At 70.1% G+C, this 17149-nt stretch carries 20 protein-coding genes; 9 read left to right on the forward strand and 11 right to left on the reverse strand.

Annotated features, from left to right (window positions below; translation table 11 throughout):
- Positions 1-50 precede the first annotated feature (50 nt).
- The 3 genes from ACAG25_RS04070 to ACAG25_RS04080 all read right to left on the reverse strand — a co-directional run bounded on the left by ACAG25_RS04070 (position 51) and on the right by ACAG25_RS04080 (position 3016).
- Positions 51-1112 carry a GGDEF domain-containing protein gene (locus ACAG25_RS04070; protein WP_370487018.1) on the reverse strand — a complete coding sequence of 354 codons (1062 nt, stop codon included), beginning with the start codon at positions 1110-1112 and terminating at the stop codon, positions 51-53.
- A gap of 103 nt (positions 1113-1215) precedes the next feature.
- Positions 1216-2754 (reverse strand): acyl-CoA carboxylase subunit beta, encoded by a 1539-nt coding sequence (locus ACAG25_RS04075; protein ID WP_370487019.1) that lies wholly within the window; start codon positions 2752-2754, stop codon positions 1216-1218.
- Positions 2747-3016 (reverse strand): DivIVA domain-containing protein, encoded by a 270-nt coding sequence (locus ACAG25_RS04080; protein ID WP_370487020.1) that lies wholly within the window; start codon positions 3014-3016, stop codon positions 2747-2749. The genes ACAG25_RS04075 and ACAG25_RS04080 overlap by 8 nt, the downstream gene beginning before the upstream one ends.
- Positions 3017-3110: 94 nt before the next feature.
- On the opposite strand from ACAG25_RS04080, the gene ACAG25_RS04085 reads away from it, so the two are divergent.
- The 4 genes from ACAG25_RS04085 to ACAG25_RS04100 are packed head-to-tail and all read left to right on the forward strand — an operon-like array spanning position 3111 to position 5033.
- Positions 3111-3539: an EVE domain-containing protein gene (locus tag ACAG25_RS04085; protein WP_370487021.1), complete on the forward strand. Its 429-nt coding sequence runs from the start codon at positions 3111-3113 to the stop codon at positions 3537-3539.
- Positions 3540-3562: 23 nt separating this feature from the next.
- Positions 3563-3865 carry a GNAT family N-acetyltransferase gene (locus tag ACAG25_RS04090; RefSeq protein WP_370487022.1) on the forward strand — a complete coding sequence of 101 codons (303 nt, stop codon included), beginning with the start codon at positions 3563-3565 and terminating at the stop codon, positions 3863-3865.
- Positions 3865-4197, forward strand: a complete 333-nt coding sequence (locus ACAG25_RS04095) for a GNAT family N-acetyltransferase (protein WP_370487023.1) — start codon at positions 3865-3867, stop codon at positions 4195-4197. Before ACAG25_RS04090 ends, ACAG25_RS04095 begins: the two co-directional genes overlap by 1 nt.
- A gap of 26 nt (positions 4198-4223) precedes the next feature.
- Positions 4224-5033 carry a thioesterase family protein gene (locus ACAG25_RS04100; protein WP_370487024.1) on the forward strand — a complete coding sequence of 270 codons (810 nt, stop codon included), beginning with the start codon at positions 4224-4226 and terminating at the stop codon, positions 5031-5033.
- On the opposite strand, the gene ACAG25_RS04105 is transcribed toward ACAG25_RS04100, so the two are convergent.
- Positions 5034-5531: a pyridoxamine 5'-phosphate oxidase family protein gene (locus ACAG25_RS04105; protein ID WP_370487025.1), complete on the reverse strand. Its 498-nt coding sequence runs from the start codon at positions 5529-5531 to the stop codon at positions 5034-5036. It abuts the gene before it with no gap.
- 98 nt (positions 5532-5629) lie between these two features.
- Here ACAG25_RS04105 and ACAG25_RS04110 point away from each other — a divergent pair, with 98 nt between their 5' ends.
- Positions 5630-5842, forward strand: coding sequence for a DUF3072 domain-containing protein (locus tag ACAG25_RS04110; RefSeq protein WP_370487026.1), 213 nt, complete (start codon positions 5630-5632; stop codon positions 5840-5842).
- Here the strand turns inward: ACAG25_RS04110 and ACAG25_RS04115 are convergent.
- Positions 5802-6785, reverse strand: coding sequence for a hypothetical protein (locus ACAG25_RS04115; protein WP_370487027.1), 984 nt, complete (start codon positions 6783-6785; stop codon positions 5802-5804). The two genes, ACAG25_RS04110 and ACAG25_RS04115, sit on opposite strands and share 41 nt — an antisense overlap.
- 87 nt (positions 6786-6872) lie before the next feature.
- Positions 6873-8501: an ATP-dependent DNA helicase RecQ gene (locus ACAG25_RS04120; RefSeq protein ID WP_370487028.1), complete on the reverse strand. Its 1629-nt coding sequence runs from the start codon at positions 8499-8501 to the stop codon at positions 6873-6875.
- Between the two features lie 73 nt (positions 8502-8574).
- Between ACAG25_RS04120 and ACAG25_RS04125 the strand changes: the two genes are divergently transcribed.
- On the forward strand, positions 8575-9945 hold the full coding sequence (locus tag ACAG25_RS04125) for an aldehyde dehydrogenase (RefSeq protein WP_370487029.1): 1371 nt from the start codon (positions 8575-8577) through the stop codon (positions 9943-9945).
- On the forward strand, positions 9945-10364 hold the full coding sequence (locus ACAG25_RS04130; RefSeq protein ID WP_370487030.1) for a ChaB family protein: 420 nt from the start codon (positions 9945-9947) through the stop codon (positions 10362-10364). Before ACAG25_RS04125 ends, ACAG25_RS04130 begins: the two co-directional genes overlap by 1 nt.
- Here the strand turns inward: ACAG25_RS04130 and ACAG25_RS04135 are convergent.
- Positions 10361-10591 (reverse strand): YdeI/OmpD-associated family protein, encoded by a 231-nt coding sequence (locus ACAG25_RS04135; RefSeq protein WP_370487393.1) that lies wholly within the window; start codon positions 10589-10591, stop codon positions 10361-10363. The genes ACAG25_RS04130 and ACAG25_RS04135 overlap by 4 nt on opposite strands.
- A gap of 90 nt (positions 10592-10681) precedes the next feature.
- On the opposite strand from ACAG25_RS04135, the gene ACAG25_RS04140 reads away from it, so the two are divergent.
- A complete protein-coding gene (locus tag ACAG25_RS04140; protein ID WP_370487031.1) occupies positions 10682-12181 on the forward strand; it encodes a glycosyltransferase family 39 protein in 1500 nt (499 codons plus the stop codon).
- On the opposite strand, the gene ACAG25_RS04145 is transcribed toward ACAG25_RS04140, so the two are convergent.
- Positions 12178-12444 (reverse strand): helix-turn-helix transcriptional regulator, encoded by a 267-nt coding sequence (locus tag ACAG25_RS04145; protein ID WP_370487032.1) that lies wholly within the window; start codon positions 12442-12444, stop codon positions 12178-12180. The two genes, ACAG25_RS04140 and ACAG25_RS04145, sit on opposite strands and share 4 nt — an antisense overlap.
- An 81-nt stretch (positions 12445-12525) precedes the next feature.
- Here ACAG25_RS04145 and map point away from each other — a divergent pair, with 81 nt between their 5' ends.
- Positions 12526-13299, forward strand: coding sequence for a type I methionyl aminopeptidase (gene map / locus ACAG25_RS04150; RefSeq protein WP_370487033.1), 774 nt, complete (start codon positions 12526-12528; stop codon positions 13297-13299).
- Here the strand turns inward: map and ACAG25_RS04155 are convergent.
- The 3 genes from ACAG25_RS04155 to ACAG25_RS04165 form a co-directional block, all read right to left on the reverse strand.
- On the reverse strand, positions 13219-14511 hold the full coding sequence (locus ACAG25_RS04155) for a glycosyltransferase (protein ID WP_370487034.1): 1293 nt from the start codon (positions 14509-14511) through the stop codon (positions 13219-13221). The two genes, map and ACAG25_RS04155, sit on opposite strands and share 81 nt — an antisense overlap.
- A 112-nt stretch (positions 14512-14623) precedes the next feature.
- Positions 14624-16801 (reverse strand): MMPL family transporter, encoded by a 2178-nt coding sequence (locus tag ACAG25_RS04160; protein ID WP_370487394.1) that lies wholly within the window; start codon positions 16799-16801, stop codon positions 14624-14626.
- Between the two features lie 74 nt (positions 16802-16875).
- Positions 16876-17148 (reverse strand): cytochrome C oxidase subunit IV family protein, encoded by a 273-nt coding sequence (locus ACAG25_RS04165; protein ID WP_370487035.1) that lies wholly within the window; start codon positions 17146-17148, stop codon positions 16876-16878.
- Between the last annotated feature and the right edge of the window lies 1 nt (position 17149).

A 17149-nucleotide genomic window follows, 5' to 3' on the forward strand; every position in this document is an offset into this window, starting at 1 on the left:
CACAGTCGCCACGAGCGACCACTCGCCGAGAGGCGCAGGCGGCACCGTCCTCAAACTCTGGCCGCGTCGACCGTCGACGCGGCCTTGCTCTTCTTCTCCGAATACATCAACTCGTCGGCGCGGGTCAGCAGCTCGTCGAGGACCGCGGGGTCGCCGGCCGCGGTCTCGATCACCCCGACGCTGACCGACAGCGGGTGTGCCGGGCCCGTCGTGACGTTGAATTCCGCCACGCCCGAGAGGATCCGGTCTCTGAGATCGTCCGGCGTGCAGTCCGAATCGGTCGCCAGCACGCAGAACTCGTCTCCGCTGAGCCGGGCGATGAGCGCCGACGGCTCCAGCGCCGCCCGCAGCACCCGGGCCACACCGACCAGCACCGTGTCACCGGCGTCGTGGCCGCAGCCGTCGTTGACCGTCTTGAGGTTGTCGACGTCGAGGAAGGCCAACAGGACCCGGCCACCCGCGTCGCGAGAACGTCGCAGTTCGGGCTCGGCACGTTCGAAGAATCCGCGCCGGTTGCGCAGCCCGGTCAACTCGTCGGTCAGCGACAAGCGCCGGATCTCCTCGGTCGCCGACTCCAGGGCCGCGGTGCGGTCGGCCACCCGCTGCTCCAACTCCCCGTAGAGCGCGACGTTCTCCATGGCCACCGAGGTCGAGTCCGCCAACGCCTGCAGCAGGGCCACCTCATCGTCGGTCGGGACCCGCTGCTCGGCCCAGTACGCGCCGATCGCGCCGACCGGAGCCAGCCGCCGGATCGGCACCATCACCAGGCTCTTGACGAACGTCGGCCGGTACGCGTCGTGCGGGATGCGCGCGTCGACATAGATGTCGGGGATCACCACCGACTGCCTGTGCAGCATCGACCATCCGCTGATGCACGCGCTCATGGGGAAGCGGCTGCCCTTCCACAGCGGCGCGATGGCGTCCTCGTCGGCGTAGTAGCACTGCTCGCGGTCGCGCAGCACGAAGGTCGCACCGTCGCAGCCGACCAACTGGCGTGCCGCGACCCGCACGATCCGCTGGATCTCCGGCAGTGTGCGCACCAGCGACAATTCCTGCACGGCCTGCAGCAAGCGGGCGATGCCCGCGCCGTGTCGCTGCGATGCTTCGCTCACTCCACACCTCCGGCACCTGCCGCCACCGCCGGTCCTGCGCCGAGATGGGTTGGCTGCATAGTACGGAGAACGATCTTGATGGGCGCGGTGAACACCCGGTTCGTCACCAGGTGTCGATGAACCGGCGTTCTCGGGGCGCGACCCCCGGGGCTGCCGCGGTCAACGTCGAGGCGATCACCGCGCGCGTCTCCGCGGGATCGATGACGTCGTCGATCTCGAAAAGCATGGCGGCGTTGAGCGCCTTGGCATGCTCCTGCGCCGCGGCCGTGGCGTCACGGACCCGCTGTTCGCGTTCGTCGGCGTCGGCGATCGCGTCGAGTTCCTTGCGCATGCCCAGCCGGACCGCGCCCTCCAGACCCATCGGACCCAGGTGCGCCCCGGGCCAGGCGACCGTCAGCACCGGTTCGTGCAGGCTGCCGCCGGCCATGGCCTGCGCGCCGAGTCCGTAGCCACGGCGCAGCACCACGGCCACCAACGGCACCCGTAACGCCGCGCCTGCCACCAACATCCGCGAGGCGCGCCGGACCAGCGACTCGGCCTCCGCGGCCGGGCCGACCATGTAGCCGGGACAGTCGATCAGCGAGACCACCGGCAGCCCGTAGCCGTCGCACAGCTGCAGGAACCGCGCGGCCTTGTCCGATGCGGCCGCGGTGATCGCGCCCGCGGTGAACCTGGTGTCGTTGGCGATCACGCCGACCGGGCGGCCCTCGATCCGGGCCAACGCGGTGACCATCTCGCGGGCGAACCGGGGGCGCAGAAATGTCACCGAGTCCTCGTCGGCGAGCGTCTCGATGATCGGTGCGACGTCGTAGGCGCGGCGCGCGCGTTCGGGAACCGCTGTGCGCAGGGCGGTTTGGTCGGCTGCGGTCCAGTCGGCGGTCGCGCCCCCGAAGTAGCCGAGCAGTTTCCGGGTGACCGCGACGGCCTCGGCCTCGTCGTCGACGACGACGTCGACGTTGCCGTTGGGCTCCTGGACGTCCATGGGGCCGACCGCGTCGGGATGCACCTCGCCCAGTCCGCCGCCGGCGATCATCGCCGGACCACCCATGCCCAGTGACGCATTGCGCGTCGCGACGATGAGGTCCGACGCTCCCGCGATCACCGCGTTGCCCGCGAAACATCGACCGTGCACCACCGCGATTCGCGGCACGACGCCGGACAGCTTGGCCCACAACGCGAACGCGCGGGTGTCGAGGGCCGAGACGACGGGATGGTCGGTGTCGCCCGGCCGTCCGCCGCCGCCTTCGGCGAAGAAGACCGTCGGTAGCTTCATCCGCTCGATCAGTTCGAAGAGCCGATCCTTCTTCCGGTGCCCGATCGCCCCCTGGGTACCGGCGAGCACGGTGTAGTCGTAGGACAGCACCGCGCACGGCACACCGCCGACCCGCGCGGTGCCGGCGATCAGTCCGTCGGCCGGGGTGCGCGCGATCAGGTCCTCGACGTCGCGGCGCTTGCGCTGTGGCGCGATCGCGAACCGTCCGTACTCCACGAACGATCCGGCGTCGACGAGGTCGTCGACGTTCTCTCGTGCGGTGCGGGCGCCGCGCGCGTGGCGCTTCGCGACGGCGTCGGGCCGGGCGGCGTCCTCGGTCAGCGCGCGGCGCCTGCGCAGTTCGGCGAGATCGGTGCGTTCGTCAGGCATCGAGCGCGTCGATCGCGGTGGCGATGCGTTCCAGCAGCGCGTCCACCTGTGCGGGGTCGTAGCCGCGTTTACCGATGCGCGGCTTGTTGAAGCGGACGTGACGGACGTCGTCGGCCGACAGATGTCCGCGCCCGTCGAGACGCCGGGCGGCCAGGGCGAGGAAGTCGTGGACCGGCTTCTCCTGATAGCCGCGCTGTCCCCACGGCGGTTTCTCGAACGTGGCGTTGCGCAGATCCTCGGCCGTCAGGTCACCGTCGCCCATGCCGCGACTGTATCCGTCAAGCCCAATCCGGGTTGTCCACAGGGCTGTGGATAACCGGCGCAGGTCGTCGGTGATCGGTCATAACGTGCGGTGCATGACGAATTGGATCATCACGGCCAGCCGCGACCACGTCCTGCAAGCCGTCGCGGGTGGCTTCATCCAGGCAGGCCACGGCCGCCCACATCCGGTGCGTGCGATGGCCCCGGGCGATCAGGTCATCTGCTATTCGCCGCGCACCGAGCATCCCGACGGCGAGCGGTTGCAGGCGTTCACCGCCATCGGTCGTGTCCTCGACGGCGAGCCCACCCAGGCCGAGGTCGGTCCGGAGTTCCGGCCGTGGCGGCGTCCGGTGTCGTTCGAGGACTGCCACGAGACGCCGATCCGTCCGTTGATCGACCGGCTCGACTTCATCGTGGACAAGGCGCGCTGGGGTTACCGGTTCCGGTTCGGCGGATTCCGCATCGACGACCACGACGTCGACGTCATCCGCGCGGCGATGGTGCCCTCCGAGGTCTGCGGATGAGGGAGGAGGGGTATGACTGACTCATGACCACCGACAGAACGGGCGCGCCCACACAGGTCACCGCGGACGGGGATCGCTTCAGCATCGCCGTCGACGGCCGCACCGTCGGGTTCGCCGACTTCTACGACCGCGACGGCACCCGGGTGTTCCCGCACACCGAAGTGGATCCGGCGTACCAGGGCCGCGGGCTGGCCACCATCCTCGTCCGCGCGGCACTGGAAGCCACCCGCGAAACCGGGCTGAAGGTCGTGCCGCAGTGCTGGATGGTGGCCGAGTTCATCGACAAGAACCCGGAGTTCGCGGGTCTCGTGCAGAGGAGGGCGTAATGACCACCGACAAGACCGGCGCACCCACCGAGGTGAAGACCGAAGCCGATCGCTACAGCATCTTCGTCGACGGGAAGCGGGCCGGGTTCACCGAGTTCGTCGACCACGACGGCCAGCGCATCTTCCCGCACACCGAGGTCGACGAGGAGTTCGGCGGCCGCGGGCTGGGCACGATCCTGGTGCGGGGGGCGTTGGAGGACACCCGCCAGGCGGGCAAACGCATTGTTGCCGTGTGCTCGATGGTGGCGAAGTTCATCGACAAGCACCCGGAGTTCGGCGACGTCACCGACCCGGTCACCGACGAGGTCGAGGAGCTCCTCTCCGGGCGCTGAACGACCGTTGGGCTAGTCTCCCCGCGGTGGACAGCTCTGCCTTCTTCATCCCCGAGGGGGACGCGTTCCGTCCCACCGACTGGGCGCGCGGCCCGTGGGGTCAGACCATCAGCGGCACATACGTCGGCGGCCTGCTCGGCCACGTCATCGAACGCGACGCCGGTGACCCCGACCTGCAGCCCGCACGTCTGACCGTCGACCTGTTCCGCCCCGCCTCCATCACCGAACCGGTACGCGTGGAGACGACGGTGGTACGCGAAGGTCGGCGCCTCAAGCTCGTCGACGCGGCGATGACGCAGGAGGGCAAGGTCGTCGCCCGAGCGAACGGCCTGTTCCTGCGCCGCGGGGAGCAGCCGGACGGCGATCGGTTCACCACCGAGGTGACCATGCCGCCGCTACCACCCGCGTCACGACCCGTTCCCGAGCATGTGGTCACGCTGGTGTGGTGTTACGGCAAGGACGGCGACACCCCGAGCCTGGGCCTCGACGCCTGGGCCCATGACGGCCCGAAATACATCTGGACCCGTGAGCTCGGACCGATTATCGCCGGTGTCGATCTGACGCCGTTCGCGCGGGTGGCGCTGGCCGGCGACATGGCGAGCTCGTTGACGCACTTCGGCGCCGACGGGCTGCCGTTCATCAATGCCGACTACACGCTGACGCTCAGCCGGCTGCCGCGCACCGACTACATCGGCCTGGCGGCGCTGACCCACCACAGCGATCAGGGCGTGGCGACCGGCACCGCGCTCGTCGTCGACCAAGAGGGTCCGATCGGCACCGCGACCGCCACCGCGCTGGCCAACCCCGGGTTCGCCCAGCCGCGCAAATTCAGCTGACTACAGGTACTGCGCTGTGCTCCCCGACAGCGGCATGGCGGCCATGCCGAGCTTGCGGTGATCCCAACTGCGCACCCGCGACGGCACCACCCGCACGCAGATGCGGTTGTTCATCATCTGGTCCACGAACGGCTTCATCTCGTCGGAGTAGGGGCCGGTGTAGCGCTCCCACACGCTGATCCCGACGCGCAGGCTGGTCTCCGGGTCGTCGTAGATCTCCGCGGTGCCGTCGATCGACACCCCACGCAGCGTGTCGTAGGTCAGACCGTCCTCGATCATCACCGTCACCGTCGGGTTACGGCGCAAGTTGACCGCCTTCTGCGACTTGGCTTTCGTCTCGAACCAGATCTCGCCGTCGAGCACGGCGTACCACATGGCGACCAGGTGAGGACGGCCGTCGGACAGGACCGTGGCCATCGTGGCGGTCCGGCTGCGTTCGATGAATTCGGCGACCTCGTCGTCGGTCATGACGATCTTCGCGCGTTCGTTTTTGCCCACGGCATGCATGGTTTCAGGTGGCCGCGCGCAAGGACAGCCCGCCTCCGGTGTTTCGAACACATTTGCGATGGGCATCCGCGGGGCGGAGGTGAGACGACATGACCGACGACGTGGGACAGGCTCCCAACGAGAACGCCGAGAAGGACCCGTCCGACTGGGTGACCGGCGAGGAACCGATGACCGGTCCGCAGCGCAGCTACCTGCAGACGCTGGCCCAGGAGGCCGGCACCGAGATCGACGAGAACCTGACCAAGGCGCAGGCCTCGGAGCTCATCGACCGGTTGCAGAGCCAGACCGGGCGGGGCGCTTAGCCGACGCGGCCGACCGGTCGGTTCTTCCGTCGCGCGGCCGGTCGGTACGCGTTCGCTTCTCGCGCACCTGCTTGTCCGACCTGGTCCGTGCGGTCTCCGTGGCGTCGGTGACCTGCTCATCGACGGCGATCCGGGCGGGTGGTTCGTCGTCGGTGTCCACGACCGGGGCGGCGACGGTGTCCACGGAGAGGCCGGCGGTGTCCGCAGGTTCCTCGGCCGGCGCCGAGCGCGGGCGCACGGGGATCGCTTCGCCCACCCACTGGTCGAACTGGATGCCCAGCGACAGCGGTCCCGGCAGCCGGTCCTCGCGGGTCAGCGGGGTGAGCAGCCCCCCGCCGACGGTGTCCAGACCGAAGGCCCGCACCCGGTAGCCGCCGTTGAGCACGCCGTCGATGACGCGGCCGGGGATGTTGAGCACGGCCTCGACGACACCGACCAGGTCGAACCGCAGCGCGGAGGTGACGACGTCGGTGAACGCGGTCACCGTGGCGGACACCCCGCTGAGCAGCGGGCCCAGCACGGACACCGCGATGCCTTCGGCGATATACGGCGCCACCGGGATCCGGCCCAACGCGGACCTGACCGCGGCGGGGATCTGCAGCGGCTCGGCGATCGCGTCGCCGAGGGCGTCCAGGAACGCGGCCCCGTTGCCGGCGCGCAGCGCATCGGCCGCATCGGCAAGGGCCACCAGTTGGTTGCCGACGACCGCGCGCACGATCGGCAGCGGGTCGGCGGCGTAGGCCCGGACCAGCTCCGCGGCACCCTGCAGCGCGGTGCCGAACACCCGGGGATACAGCTCGAGCGGGCTGGGCACCGCGGTCAGCTGGACGGCCGCGGGCACCGTCGGTGGGGGAGCAACTGTCGGCGGTGCGAGATGCAGACCGCCCGCGATCATCACCGCCCCGGTCGAGACCGCCAGACACGAACGCACACCTGTGAACACCGAAGCCCCCCGTCGACCGCGTCGGCCACAACGCCGACAGGGGAATTGTCGCAGCAAACCTCGTGTGGGCGGTGGGAATGGCCGCGGTTACCGCGGGAGCACCTCGAGGATGTCGCTCTCGTCGACGACGTCCATCGCCAGCGTGCGGTAACCGTAGTCGTCGAACAGCACGGTGACGCGGTCGTCCTCGCCGCTGATGACGACGCCGCGTCCCCATTCCCGGTGGCGCACCGGGGTTTCCGGGGCGAGCGCGGACTCCGTCACCTCTTCGGAGATCCCCGCGGCGGCGTGCTCGGAGCAGCGGTCGCAGTTGCCGCACGGCTCGGGCAGGGTCTGGGCGAAGTACCCGAGCAGGAACCGGCGCCGGCAGTCGGTGGATTCGGCGTAGCCGCGCATCATCTCCACCCGGGTACGGTCGACGCGTTCAGTGGCCTCGGTGATCGCGACCGCCCGCGCCACCACGGCGTCGGCGTCCTCGTCGGCGAGGGTGAACCCGCGCTTACCCGACCGCACGCCGGCGGCCTGCTCGAGCAGGTTGACCGCCTGCGTCAGCGCCCGCCCTCGGAGTCCGAGCTCTTCACGTAACTGCTTGAGCCGCTTGGGTTTGCGTGGCGACAGAGCGGTGAGCACCTGGCGCAGCCGGTCCTCGTCGGCGTGCCCGGAGCTGAAGAACCGCGCCAGCGACAGATCCTCCGGCCGGTAGAACAACAGCGCCAACGTGTCCTCGCCGTCGCGCCCGCCACGACCGATCTGCTGGTAGTAGCTGTCCATCGAGTCCGGCACCGCGGCGTGCACGACGAACCGCACGTTGGGTTTGTCGATGCCCATCCCGAACGCCGACGTCGCGACGACCACCGACACCTCGTCGTCACGGAAGCGCCGGTGCACCTCCTCCTTGTCAGCGGCCTTGAGCCCGGCGTGGTAGGCGGCCGCGGCGACGCCGCAGTCGGCCAGCGCCTCGGCGTAGACCTCGGTGTCTTTGCGGGTCGCCGCGTACAGCAGTCCCGGGCCGGTCAGCTCGCACACCGCCTTCACCACTGCCGCGCGCTTGGCGTCGTCGTCGAGGAACTGTTCGACCTCCAGCCGGATGTTGGGGCGGTCGAACCCCGTCGCGATCAGCACGGGGTCGTCCAACTGCAGGTGGTCGACGATGTCGGTGCGCACGGTCGGCGAGGCCGTCGCGGTCAGCGCGACCACCGGCACCCGGCCGGCGCCCAGCCGGCGCATCGCGTCACCGAGCCGCAGGTACCCCGGTCGGAAGTCGTGCCCCCACGCCGACACGCAGTGCGCCTCGTCGACCACGATCATGCCGAGGTCGACGCGGGCCAGCTCGGCCAGCACGTCGTCGTTGAGCAGCTGTTCCGGTGACAGGAAGACGTACTCGGCCTCCTGTGCGCGCACGGCCTCCCAGCTGCGCCGGTTCTCGGTGGCGCTCTGTGCGGAGTTGATCGCCACGGCGTCCGGTGCGTCGCTGCCGCGCAACGCGTCGATCTGGTCCTGCTGCAACGCCAGCAGTGGGGACACCACGACGGTCAGACCCTCGGTCAGCACGGCGGGCACCTGGTAGATCGCCGACTTGCCCGACCCGGTCGGCATCACCGCCAGCACATCGCGGCCGTCGAGTACCGCCTGCATCGCGTCGAGCTGCTCCGGGCGCAGCTGCGGCCAGCCGAACAGCCGCTGGGCCACGGACTCCAGCTCGTCGTGTCGCGTCACCGCAGACCTGTACCCGGTCGGCCGGTCCTCAACCCGGCGTGTCAAGCGCTGCGGGGCGGGTATCCGACCGCGCGTGCAGGCCCCCACGATCACCGTGACCGATCCGCGCAACGGCGACGTCGTTGCAGAGGTCCCGATCACCGACGTCGCCGTGTGCGACGGCGCGCTGAGCCGCGCGCGCTCCGCGCAGTCCGCGTGGGCGCGCACCCCGGCCGCCGAACGGGCCGCCGCGGTGGCTTCGGCGGCCGACAGGGTCGCCGCGGTGGCCGATGAGCTGGCCGGCTGGACCGAGCGGGAGACCGGCAAACCGTTCGACGACGCACGCGGCGGTGTCGACGCAGGCATCGGAACGCTGCGCCAGTACGCCGAACTCGGCCCGTTGCACCGCGGCCGCAGTCTGCAGGGCGGCTGGTCCGCGACCGACCTCATGGTCACCGAACCGCGTGGTGTGGTCGCGGTGCTGACACCGTGGAACGATCCGGTGGCGGTGGCCGCCGGGCTGATCGGAGCGGCGCTGGTGACCGGAAACACCGTGGTGCACAAGCCCAGCGAGCGCTGCCCGACCACCGGTCGCCGCTTCGCGCAGGTCGTCGCCGACGCGCTGCCCGACGGGGTGTTGGAGATCGTCGACGGCGACGGCACCATCGGCGCCCGACTGGCGCAGTCAGAGACCGTCGACGTCGTGGCCCACGTGGGCAGCAGCGCCACCGGCCGGATGATCGCCCGCGCGTGCGCCGAGCGGGGCGCCAAGGCGCTCCTGGAGAACGGCGGCAACGACGCGCTGATCGTCGACGACGACGTCGGTGCGGCGTGGGCCGCCGAACAGGCCGCCCAGGGCGCCTTCGCCAACGCCGGCCAGATCTGCGTGTCGGTGGAACGTATCTACGTCGTCGAAGACCTGGCCGCTGAGTTCGTGGATTTCCTTGCGGCGCAGGCGGACCGGTGGGCGGACGAGATCGGGCCCCTGGTCGACGAGCGGCACCGCGACGTGGTGCACGGCCACGTCACCGACGCCGTCAAGCACGGCGCGCAGGTCCTCGCCGGCGGCGAGCCCCGGCCCGGGCCCGGTGCCTACTACCCCCCGACGGTGCTCACCGACTGCACCCCGGAGATGCTCGTGTTCCGCGAGGAGACGTTCGGGCCGATCGCCCCGGTCCGGGTGGTGCCCGACTTCGAGACCGCGCTGGCCGAGGCCGCCGACGACCGGTACGGGCTGGCCGCCACCGTGCTGACACCGGACATCGCGCATGCGCAGGAAGCCACCCGGGCCCTGCCGGTGGGCACGGTGAAGATCAACGCGGTGTTCGGCGGCGCGCCCGGCGGGTCGGCCGAGCCGCGGCGGGCCAGCGGCAGCGGTGTCGGCTACGGCCCGGAACTGCTCGACGAGATGACCGCACTGAAGGTGGTGCACTGGTCGCCACCCGGAAGAGAGGAAGGGAACTGATGCCCAAGACCACGAAATCCGGCAAGGCGAAGGAAAGCGAGCTGCCCAGCACGCTGCAGAAGTCCGACGACAAGGCCAAGCGCACGTTCGCCAAGGCGCACGACTCGGCCGCCGAGGAGTACGGCGAGGGCGAGCGGGCGCACCGGGTGGCCTACAGCGCGCTCAAGCACAGCTACGAGAAGGTCGGCGACCACTGGGAGGCCAAGGATCGGCGCGGCCCCTCCGACGAGCGCGCCGAGAGCGGCGGCCCGCGTGCCAAGGGCGACACCAACGAGGGTGTCGACGCCAACGCCAGCAAGAAGCATCTGCTGGATGTCGCACGCCGCCTGGACATCTCGGGCCGTTCGAAGATGACCAAGGACGAGTTGGTCAACGAGATCCAGAAGGCCAATCGGCGGGAGTCCGCCCGTAACCGTTAGGGCTTGCCGGTTCGTTCCCGGTGCTTGCATCCGGGCCAACAGCACGGACGGCGCTTGCCCTCTTCGAGTTCCTCCTGGGTGCGCCGGATCCGCCGTTCCCGCGTCTTGGCCTGTTTGGCGTCTTCGACCCAGCAGATGAACTCGTTGCGCGCCAACGGGGTGATGTCGTTCCACGCGGTCAGCGCGACCTCGTTGGCGGCGAGCGCGTCACGCAAGTCGGCAGGCATCTCATGGACGACCCCGCCGAGAATCTGTCGCGTGCTCACACGCCGAGGGTAACTGTTTGACGCGTACCGGGAGTGGCAACATGCACGGTCATGCGGCCGGAGTCCGGGCGCGGCGCCGACGCCGTCGTCATCGGGCTGCTCGCCGCCATCCTCAGCGCCCTCGGTGCCGGCCGGCCGTCGCTGTGGGTCGACGAGGCCGCGACGTTGTCGGCGGTCACGCGGCCACTACCCGAGTTGTGGGCGCTGCTCGGCCAGGTCGATCTCGTCCACGGCGTCTACTACCTGTCGATGCACGCCTGGTTTGCGGTGTTCCCCGTGACCGAGTTCTGGCTGCGGGTGCCCAGCGCACTGATGGTCGGCGTGGCTGCCGCAGGCGTGGTGATGCTCGGGGGGCGGCTGTCCGGTCGCGCCGTCGGGGTGGCCGCAGGGGTGGTGTTCGCGGTGCTTCCGCGCACGACGGCGGCCGGTATCGACGGCCGGTCCTACGCCCTGACGATGGCGTGCGCCGTCTGGGTGACGGTGCTGTTCCTGGCCGCGCTGCGCCGCGGCCGCTGGTGGTGGGCCGGCTACGCCGCGGTGCTCGCGTTCGCGGTGGTGGTCAATGTGCTTGTGGTACTGGTGATCACCGCACACGCGGCGATGTTGTTCGCTGCGCCGGCCAACCGTCGCACGGTGATGGCCTGGGGTCGGGCCGGCGGTGTCGCCGTCCTGGCCGTGACGCCGTTCGTGCTGGCGGTCATCCGGCAGCGCGACCAGGTGGGCTGGATCTGGCCGGTCAGCGCCGTGACGCTGGGGCAGATCTTCGGCGAGCAGTACTTCCCGTCGGTGTACTCCGACCCGGTCCGCGCCGTGGGGCCGGACCAGCAGGAGTTCACCGCCGAACAACTCGCGGTGGCGACGCAGTCGTGGGCGCGGGTGGCGCCGTTGATCGTGGTGCTGGTGGGGATCACCGCGCTGGCGGTGGTGGTGCTGCGGCGCGACGGTGCCGACCGTCCGCGAATGTTGTTGTGGGGGTGCGGCATTTGGGTGGTCGCGCCGACCGTGGCGTTGGGGGCCTATTCATTGATCGGTGATCCGCTGTATCAGCCGCAGTATCTGTCCTTCACCACACCGGGATTGGCGCTGCTGGCCGGGTACGCCACCGTCGTCGCCGGCGGTATCCCACCGAGGATCGCGGCGCGGCTGGCGCTGGTGGTGGTCGCCGCGGCACCGAACTACCTCGCCCAGCGCACCGACTACGCGAAGTTCGGGTTCGACCAGAGCGAGGTCGCGCGGCTGCTGTCGAGCGAGTCCCGGACGGGTGAGTGCCTCCTCGTCGATCCCGACACTCCCCCGTCGGCCGTTCACGCCCTCGAGGGGGCACGCCTCGTCCACGACGACGGATTACATGATTTCACCGTGGAAGCAACTGCGCGGGAACGGAATTCGCTGTGGGAGGCGCGCGGCGACGTGGCCCCCGACAACCTCCGGGACTGCGCTGCGGTGTGGCTCGTCACCGAGACCGCCGACATGCCTGCCCCCGAGGGATTCCAGGTGGTGACGCGCTGGGACCTCCACCGCAGTCATGTCGTGAAAACCGCGCCGCGCTAACCGGTCTCGCGGAGCTCCGTACCCGACAGACACAGCCGGGCGAGGTCGTCGAGTGCGATGTCCAACACGAGCGCCAACGCGGCGACGGTCGTGAAAGCCGGGGTGGCCAGCCGTCCGGTCTCGATCTTGCGCAGCGTCTCCGGGGAGATCGCCGCAGCACGTGCCACATCGGCCAGGGTGCGCTCGCCGCGCGCCTTCCGCAGGCAGGCACCCAGCCGCCGGCCGGCGGCCAGCTGTTGCGGAGTCAGCGGAGAGCGCACCATGTCCGACAGACTACGCCGGTAGGTATGAAAATACCGCCACACTGAGCTACGGTGGTATTTCTATACCGCTAGGAGTGGGCTGTGGTGGAGTTGAAGTCGGCGTCCGAGATCGCGGCGATGCGTACGACGGGGGCGTTCGTGGCCGAGGTGCTCGACGATCTGCAGGGGCGCGCCCGGGTCGGGGTGAACCTCCTCGATCTCGAGGACCGCGCCCGCGCCATGATCGCCGAACGCGGCGCACAGTCCTGCTATTGGGACTACGCCCCCTCGTTCGGTCGTGGCCCGTTCCGCAATGTCATCTGTCTGTCGGTCAACGATGCTGTGCTGCACGGTCTTCCCCACGATTACGTGCTCTGCGACGGCGATGTCTTGAGCATGGACTTCGCGGTGTCCATCGACGGGTGGGTCGCCGATGCGGCGCGCAGCTTCATCGTCGGCACCCCGCGGCCCGAGGATGCCCGTCTGATCGAAGCGACCGAACGGGCGCTCTGCGCCGCGATAGCGGCCGCCTTGCCGGGCAACCGACTCGGGGACATCTCCGCCGCGATCGGGACCGTCGCGGCCGACTACGGCTACCCCGTCAACACCGATTTCGGCGGGCACGGGTTGGGCCGCACGATGCACGAGGACCCCCACGTGCCCAACTTGGGACGACCCAGCCGGGGGCTGAAGTTGCGGCCCGGCCTGACCCTGGCGCTCGAACCGTGGTTCGCGGCGGGCACCGACCGCATCGTCTACGACCCCGACGGATGGACCATCCGGTCCGCGGACGGCTCACGCACTGCGCACAGCGAGCACACCATCGCCGTCAACGACGGCGAGGCGCTCGTGCTGACCCAGCGGGCGCACCGGTAGCCGCTGTTCCACCAGGTCGGCCGCGCGGGCCATCCCGCCGCACGCGGCGAAGCCCTCGGCGACGGCGGCAGCACCGGCCTCCAGCGTCATCGCCGTGGCCACCGCGTCGCGCAGGCGGGCGGGCGTGAGCCGGCGCGCCGGCAACCGGGTGCCGGCGCCGGACACCTCGACCCGGCGCGCCACCTCGAACTGGTCACGGCCGTAGGGCACCGCGCACACGGGGATCCCGAGGGCCAGCGCCTTCTGCGTGATGCCGAGGCCACCGTGGGTGACCACGCAGACGGCTTTGTCCAAAACCGCTGCGTGCGGGACGAATCCGGCCAGCGTCACGTTGCTGGCCACGCGCGTGGGGGTGTCGTCGCCGGTGGTCGGCGCGGTGATGATCACGTGCACCGGTTGGTCGCGCAATGCCTCGATGGCCGTGTGGATCAGTTCGTCGTCGGCTTGCCGCACCGACGACGTGGTGACCAGCACGACGGGTTGGTCGATCTCCTGCAACCAGGCCGGCGCCCAGACGTGCGGATCGAAGTCGGCCGGGCCGATCATCTCGACGGTGTCGCCCCAGTCGGTGTGGTCGTATTCGAAAGGTTTGGCGGTGGCCACCAGCACCGCGGGCGCGCGCCGCAGCAGCTCGTCGGCGGCGCGGACCGGCGGCAACCCCAGCGCGGCACGCACCGGGTGCAGCCTGCGGCGCAGCGGACGGTCGAACACCCAGCTGGTGACCGCGCCGACACCGAGGTTGCGGATCGCGCCGAGCGGGCCGGGCCACGGTCGTGAGCCGGCGCCGAACGGGGCCGATCCCGGGGAACGCAAGTACGGGATGAATGGGGACAACGCCAACCAGGGGCGGGTCTGGGTCTCGGCGACCGACATCGCGCCCCAGCAGTTCGCGTCGACGATCACGACGTCGGGGTCGACGTCGGCCAGCGCGCGACCGAAGTCGTCGACCTCCAGCGCGGCGCGCCGGGTCAAAACGTCGACGGTCTCGCGCGCGGATTTCAGGACGTTGGTGGTGGTGTCTTCGGTCTGCAACGCCTCGATCCGGCGATCGACCGGGCGGGCCGCGAAGCCCTGCTTCTGGCACAGCGTGACCCCGTCGGCCAGGGTGCGGACGTGGATCTCGTGACCGCGTCGGGCGAGTTCGGTCAGTACCGCACAGAACGGGAACAGGTGGCCGAGTGCCGGGGACATGTAGGCGAGGACGACGGCCATCGTCACTGCCCTGCCCTGTGGTGGATGTTCAAATTGCCCCTCGTCGTCACCGATCCGTCATCAGGTATTCGGAGCGGCCCGACGGTCGGATGGGCGCGATCCTTCGCGGGCGTCAGGTATGGGCCACGCGGTGCTCGATGCGCTGGTGCAGGCGGGCCAGCGGCGCCGGCGCCCACCAGTTCCACTTCCCCATCAGCTGCATGAGCACCGGCAACAACACCATTCGCACGAGGGTGGCATCGACCAGAACGGCCAAGGTCAAACCCAGGCCGAACATCCGCATGAACGACACCTCGGCGGCGATGAGTGCGCTGAACGAGATCGACATGATCAGCGCGGCGGCGGTGACGACGCGGCCGGTGTGCGCGACCCCCAGCGCGACGCTCTCGTTGTTGTCGGCGCGGGTGCGCCCGCTGCGCAGCCAGTACTCGCGGATCCGGGAGATCAGGAACACCTCGTAGTCCATCGACAGTCCGAACGCGATGCAGAACAGCAGCACCGGCATGTTGACCACCAGGGTTCCTGTCGGCGTGGTGCCGAAGGCTCCCAGGTTGCCGTCCTGGAAGATCCACACCAGCGCGCCGAATGTCGCGGTCAACGACAAGATGTTGAGCAGCAACGCTTTCAGCGGCACCACCACGCTGCCGGTCAGCACGAACAACAACAGGAACGTCACCACCGCGATGGCGGTCAGCACCGCCGGTAACCGGTCGGTGATCGAGGCGACGGTGTCGCGGTTGACCTGGGTGCTGCCGGTGACCAGGGTGGCCCGCCCGCCGGGTGGGGCCAGCGCGCGGATGTCGTCGAGTTGGCGATCGGCGGCCGGGGACAGCACCTGCGCGGTGCTGCCGACGGTGATCACCGCGACGGCCGGTCCGGCCTGTGGGGGCCCGTCGGCGACCCTGCTGCCGGCGGTGTAGGTCCCGGTCGGGGCGGTGACGGTGGAGACGCCGTCGACGCGGGACACGGCCGCGGCGTAGCGGTCGAGTTCGGCCGGGTCCAGTCCGGTGGCGTCGGGCACGACCAGGGTGACGGTGGACTCCAGTGCCGGAAACTGGTCGCGCAGGATGTCACCGACCCGGTGCGCGGACGCCGAGCTGGGCAGCACGCGATCGTCGGGCAGACCCCATCGCACCCCGGCGAACGGCAGACCGACACCGACCAGCAGCACCGTCGTCGCCAACCCGACGGGCAGGGCCCGCCGGGTGACGGCCTTGGTCCAGCGGTACCAGAACCTCCGCTCGGCGGGTTCGTCGGTGGCGTGGCGCGGGCGGGCGTCGATACGGTTTCCGAGCAGCACGATCGCCACCGGGGTCAGGATGAGCGCGGAGAGCGCGCACAACACGACCGTCGCCACCCCGGCGTAGGCGAACGATTTCAGGAAGTACATCGGGAACAGCACCATCGTGGCCATCGACAGAGCGACGGTCAGCGCGGAGAACACCACGGTGCGTCCGGCGGTGCGCCTGGTGGTGCGTAGCGCGTCGTCGCGGTCGGCGCCCGCGGCGATCTCGTCGCGGAAGCGGCTGATGAGCAGCAGCGTGTAGTCGATGGCCAGCGCGAGCCCGAGCGCGGTGGTCAGGTTCAGCGCGAAGATCGATACGTCGGTGACCATGGAGATCAGCCGCAGCACCGCCATCGACGCGGCGATGGTCAGGCCCGCGACCGCGATCGGGATCGCCGCGACGAGCAGTCCTTTGAACACCCAGACCAACACCAGGAAGCTCAGCGGGACGGCGATCGCCTCCATGATCAGCACGTCACGCAGCGTCTGGGAGGTGATCTGGGAGAACACCATCGCCGAGCCGCCGGCGAGGATCTCGACGTCCCGGTGTTCGGGCACCACGTCGGCTCGGACTTCGTCGACGACGGTCTGCGCGTACCCGGAGGCGTCGTCCTCGCTGCCGGTGAACGAGACGACGACCAGGCCGGTGCGGCCGTCCTGGGAGACCAGGGACTCCCCTGCCGGTGACGTCCACGGCGATTGCACGTCGGCGACGTGCGGATCCCGTTGCGCCCGCGCCACCACGGCCTCGCCGGCCGGGCGGGCGGACTCGACGCCGGCCGGGTGGGTGACGGTGAAGATCAGGGGGACGTCGTTGCGGCCGAGCGCTTCGGTGAGGGTGCGACCGGCCACGGTGGACTCGGCGTCGGGGTCCTGGAAGCCGCCCGCCGACAGGCTGCCGGCGGCGGGCACACCGAAGGCAGCCGCCGCGATCATCACGAGGACGGCGATCGCGGCCAGGCGGCGTGGCGCAGCGGTGGCCCACGCGGTTGCTCGCTGCAGCAGGACGGCATCCCTTCGTCGCAGCACTGTCTACCCACGTATTCGGAGCAGCCTTCAGCGCGGCTGGGACGAGGCCGTCACACGGCGAAGTAGAAGCCGAGCAGCAACCCGAACAATGCGATCAGCCATCCGTTGGTCACGATCTTCAGCCAGGTGGGTGCGTGCCGGACTTCCATGAAGTGCCAGATCACCAACTGGGTCTTCACCGCGGCGATGAGCAGCACGATGACGGTGACGGTGGTGTCGACCTGGTGGACGTCGCCGTCGCGGGCGGTCAGCCACGACGCCAGCGTGACCGCGGTCAACACCGCCCAGACGATGGTCAGCGGATGCCGGAGATAGACGGTCACA

Source organism: Mycobacterium sp. pV006 (genome assembly GCF_041287115.1).
Classification (GTDB): Bacteria; Actinomycetota; Actinomycetes; order Mycobacteriales; family Mycobacteriaceae; genus Mycobacterium.

Excerpts from the sequence above, each read along its gene's own strand:
- ACAG25_RS04075 (WP_370487019.1), bottom strand. The coding sequence starts at position 2,754 with ATGCCTGACGAACGCACCGATCTCGCCGAACTGCGCAGGCGCCGCGCG.
- ACAG25_RS04080 (WP_370487020.1), bottom strand. The coding sequence starts at position 3,016 with ATGGGCGACGGTGACCTGACGGCCGAGGATCTGCGCAACGCCACGTTC.
- ACAG25_RS04085 (WP_370487021.1), top strand. The coding sequence starts at position 3,111 with ATGACGAATTGGATCATCACGGCCAGCCGCGACCACGTCCTGCAAGCC.
- ACAG25_RS04090 (WP_370487022.1), top strand. The coding sequence starts at position 3,563 with ATGACCACCGACAGAACGGGCGCGCCCACACAGGTCACCGCGGACGGG.
- ACAG25_RS04095 (WP_370487023.1), top strand. The coding sequence starts at position 3,865 with ATGACCACCGACAAGACCGGCGCACCCACCGAGGTGAAGACCGAAGCC.
- ACAG25_RS04110 (WP_370487026.1), top strand. The coding sequence starts at position 5,630 with ATGACCGACGACGTGGGACAGGCTCCCAACGAGAACGCCGAGAAGGAC.
- ACAG25_RS04130 (WP_370487030.1), top strand. The coding sequence starts at position 9,945 with ATGCCCAAGACCACGAAATCCGGCAAGGCGAAGGAAAGCGAGCTGCCC.
- ACAG25_RS04135 (WP_370487393.1), bottom strand. The coding sequence starts at position 10,591 with ATGCCTGCCGACTTGCGTGACGCGCTCGCCGCCAACGAGGTCGCGCTG.
- ACAG25_RS04140 (WP_370487031.1), top strand. The coding sequence starts at position 10,682 with ATGCGGCCGGAGTCCGGGCGCGGCGCCGACGCCGTCGTCATCGGGCTG.
- ACAG25_RS04145 (WP_370487032.1), bottom strand. The coding sequence starts at position 12,444 with ATGGTGCGCTCTCCGCTGACTCCGCAACAGCTGGCCGCCGGCCGGCGG.
- ACAG25_RS04155 (WP_370487034.1), bottom strand. The coding sequence starts at position 14,511 with ATGGCCGTCGTCCTCGCCTACATGTCCCCGGCACTCGGCCACCTGTTC.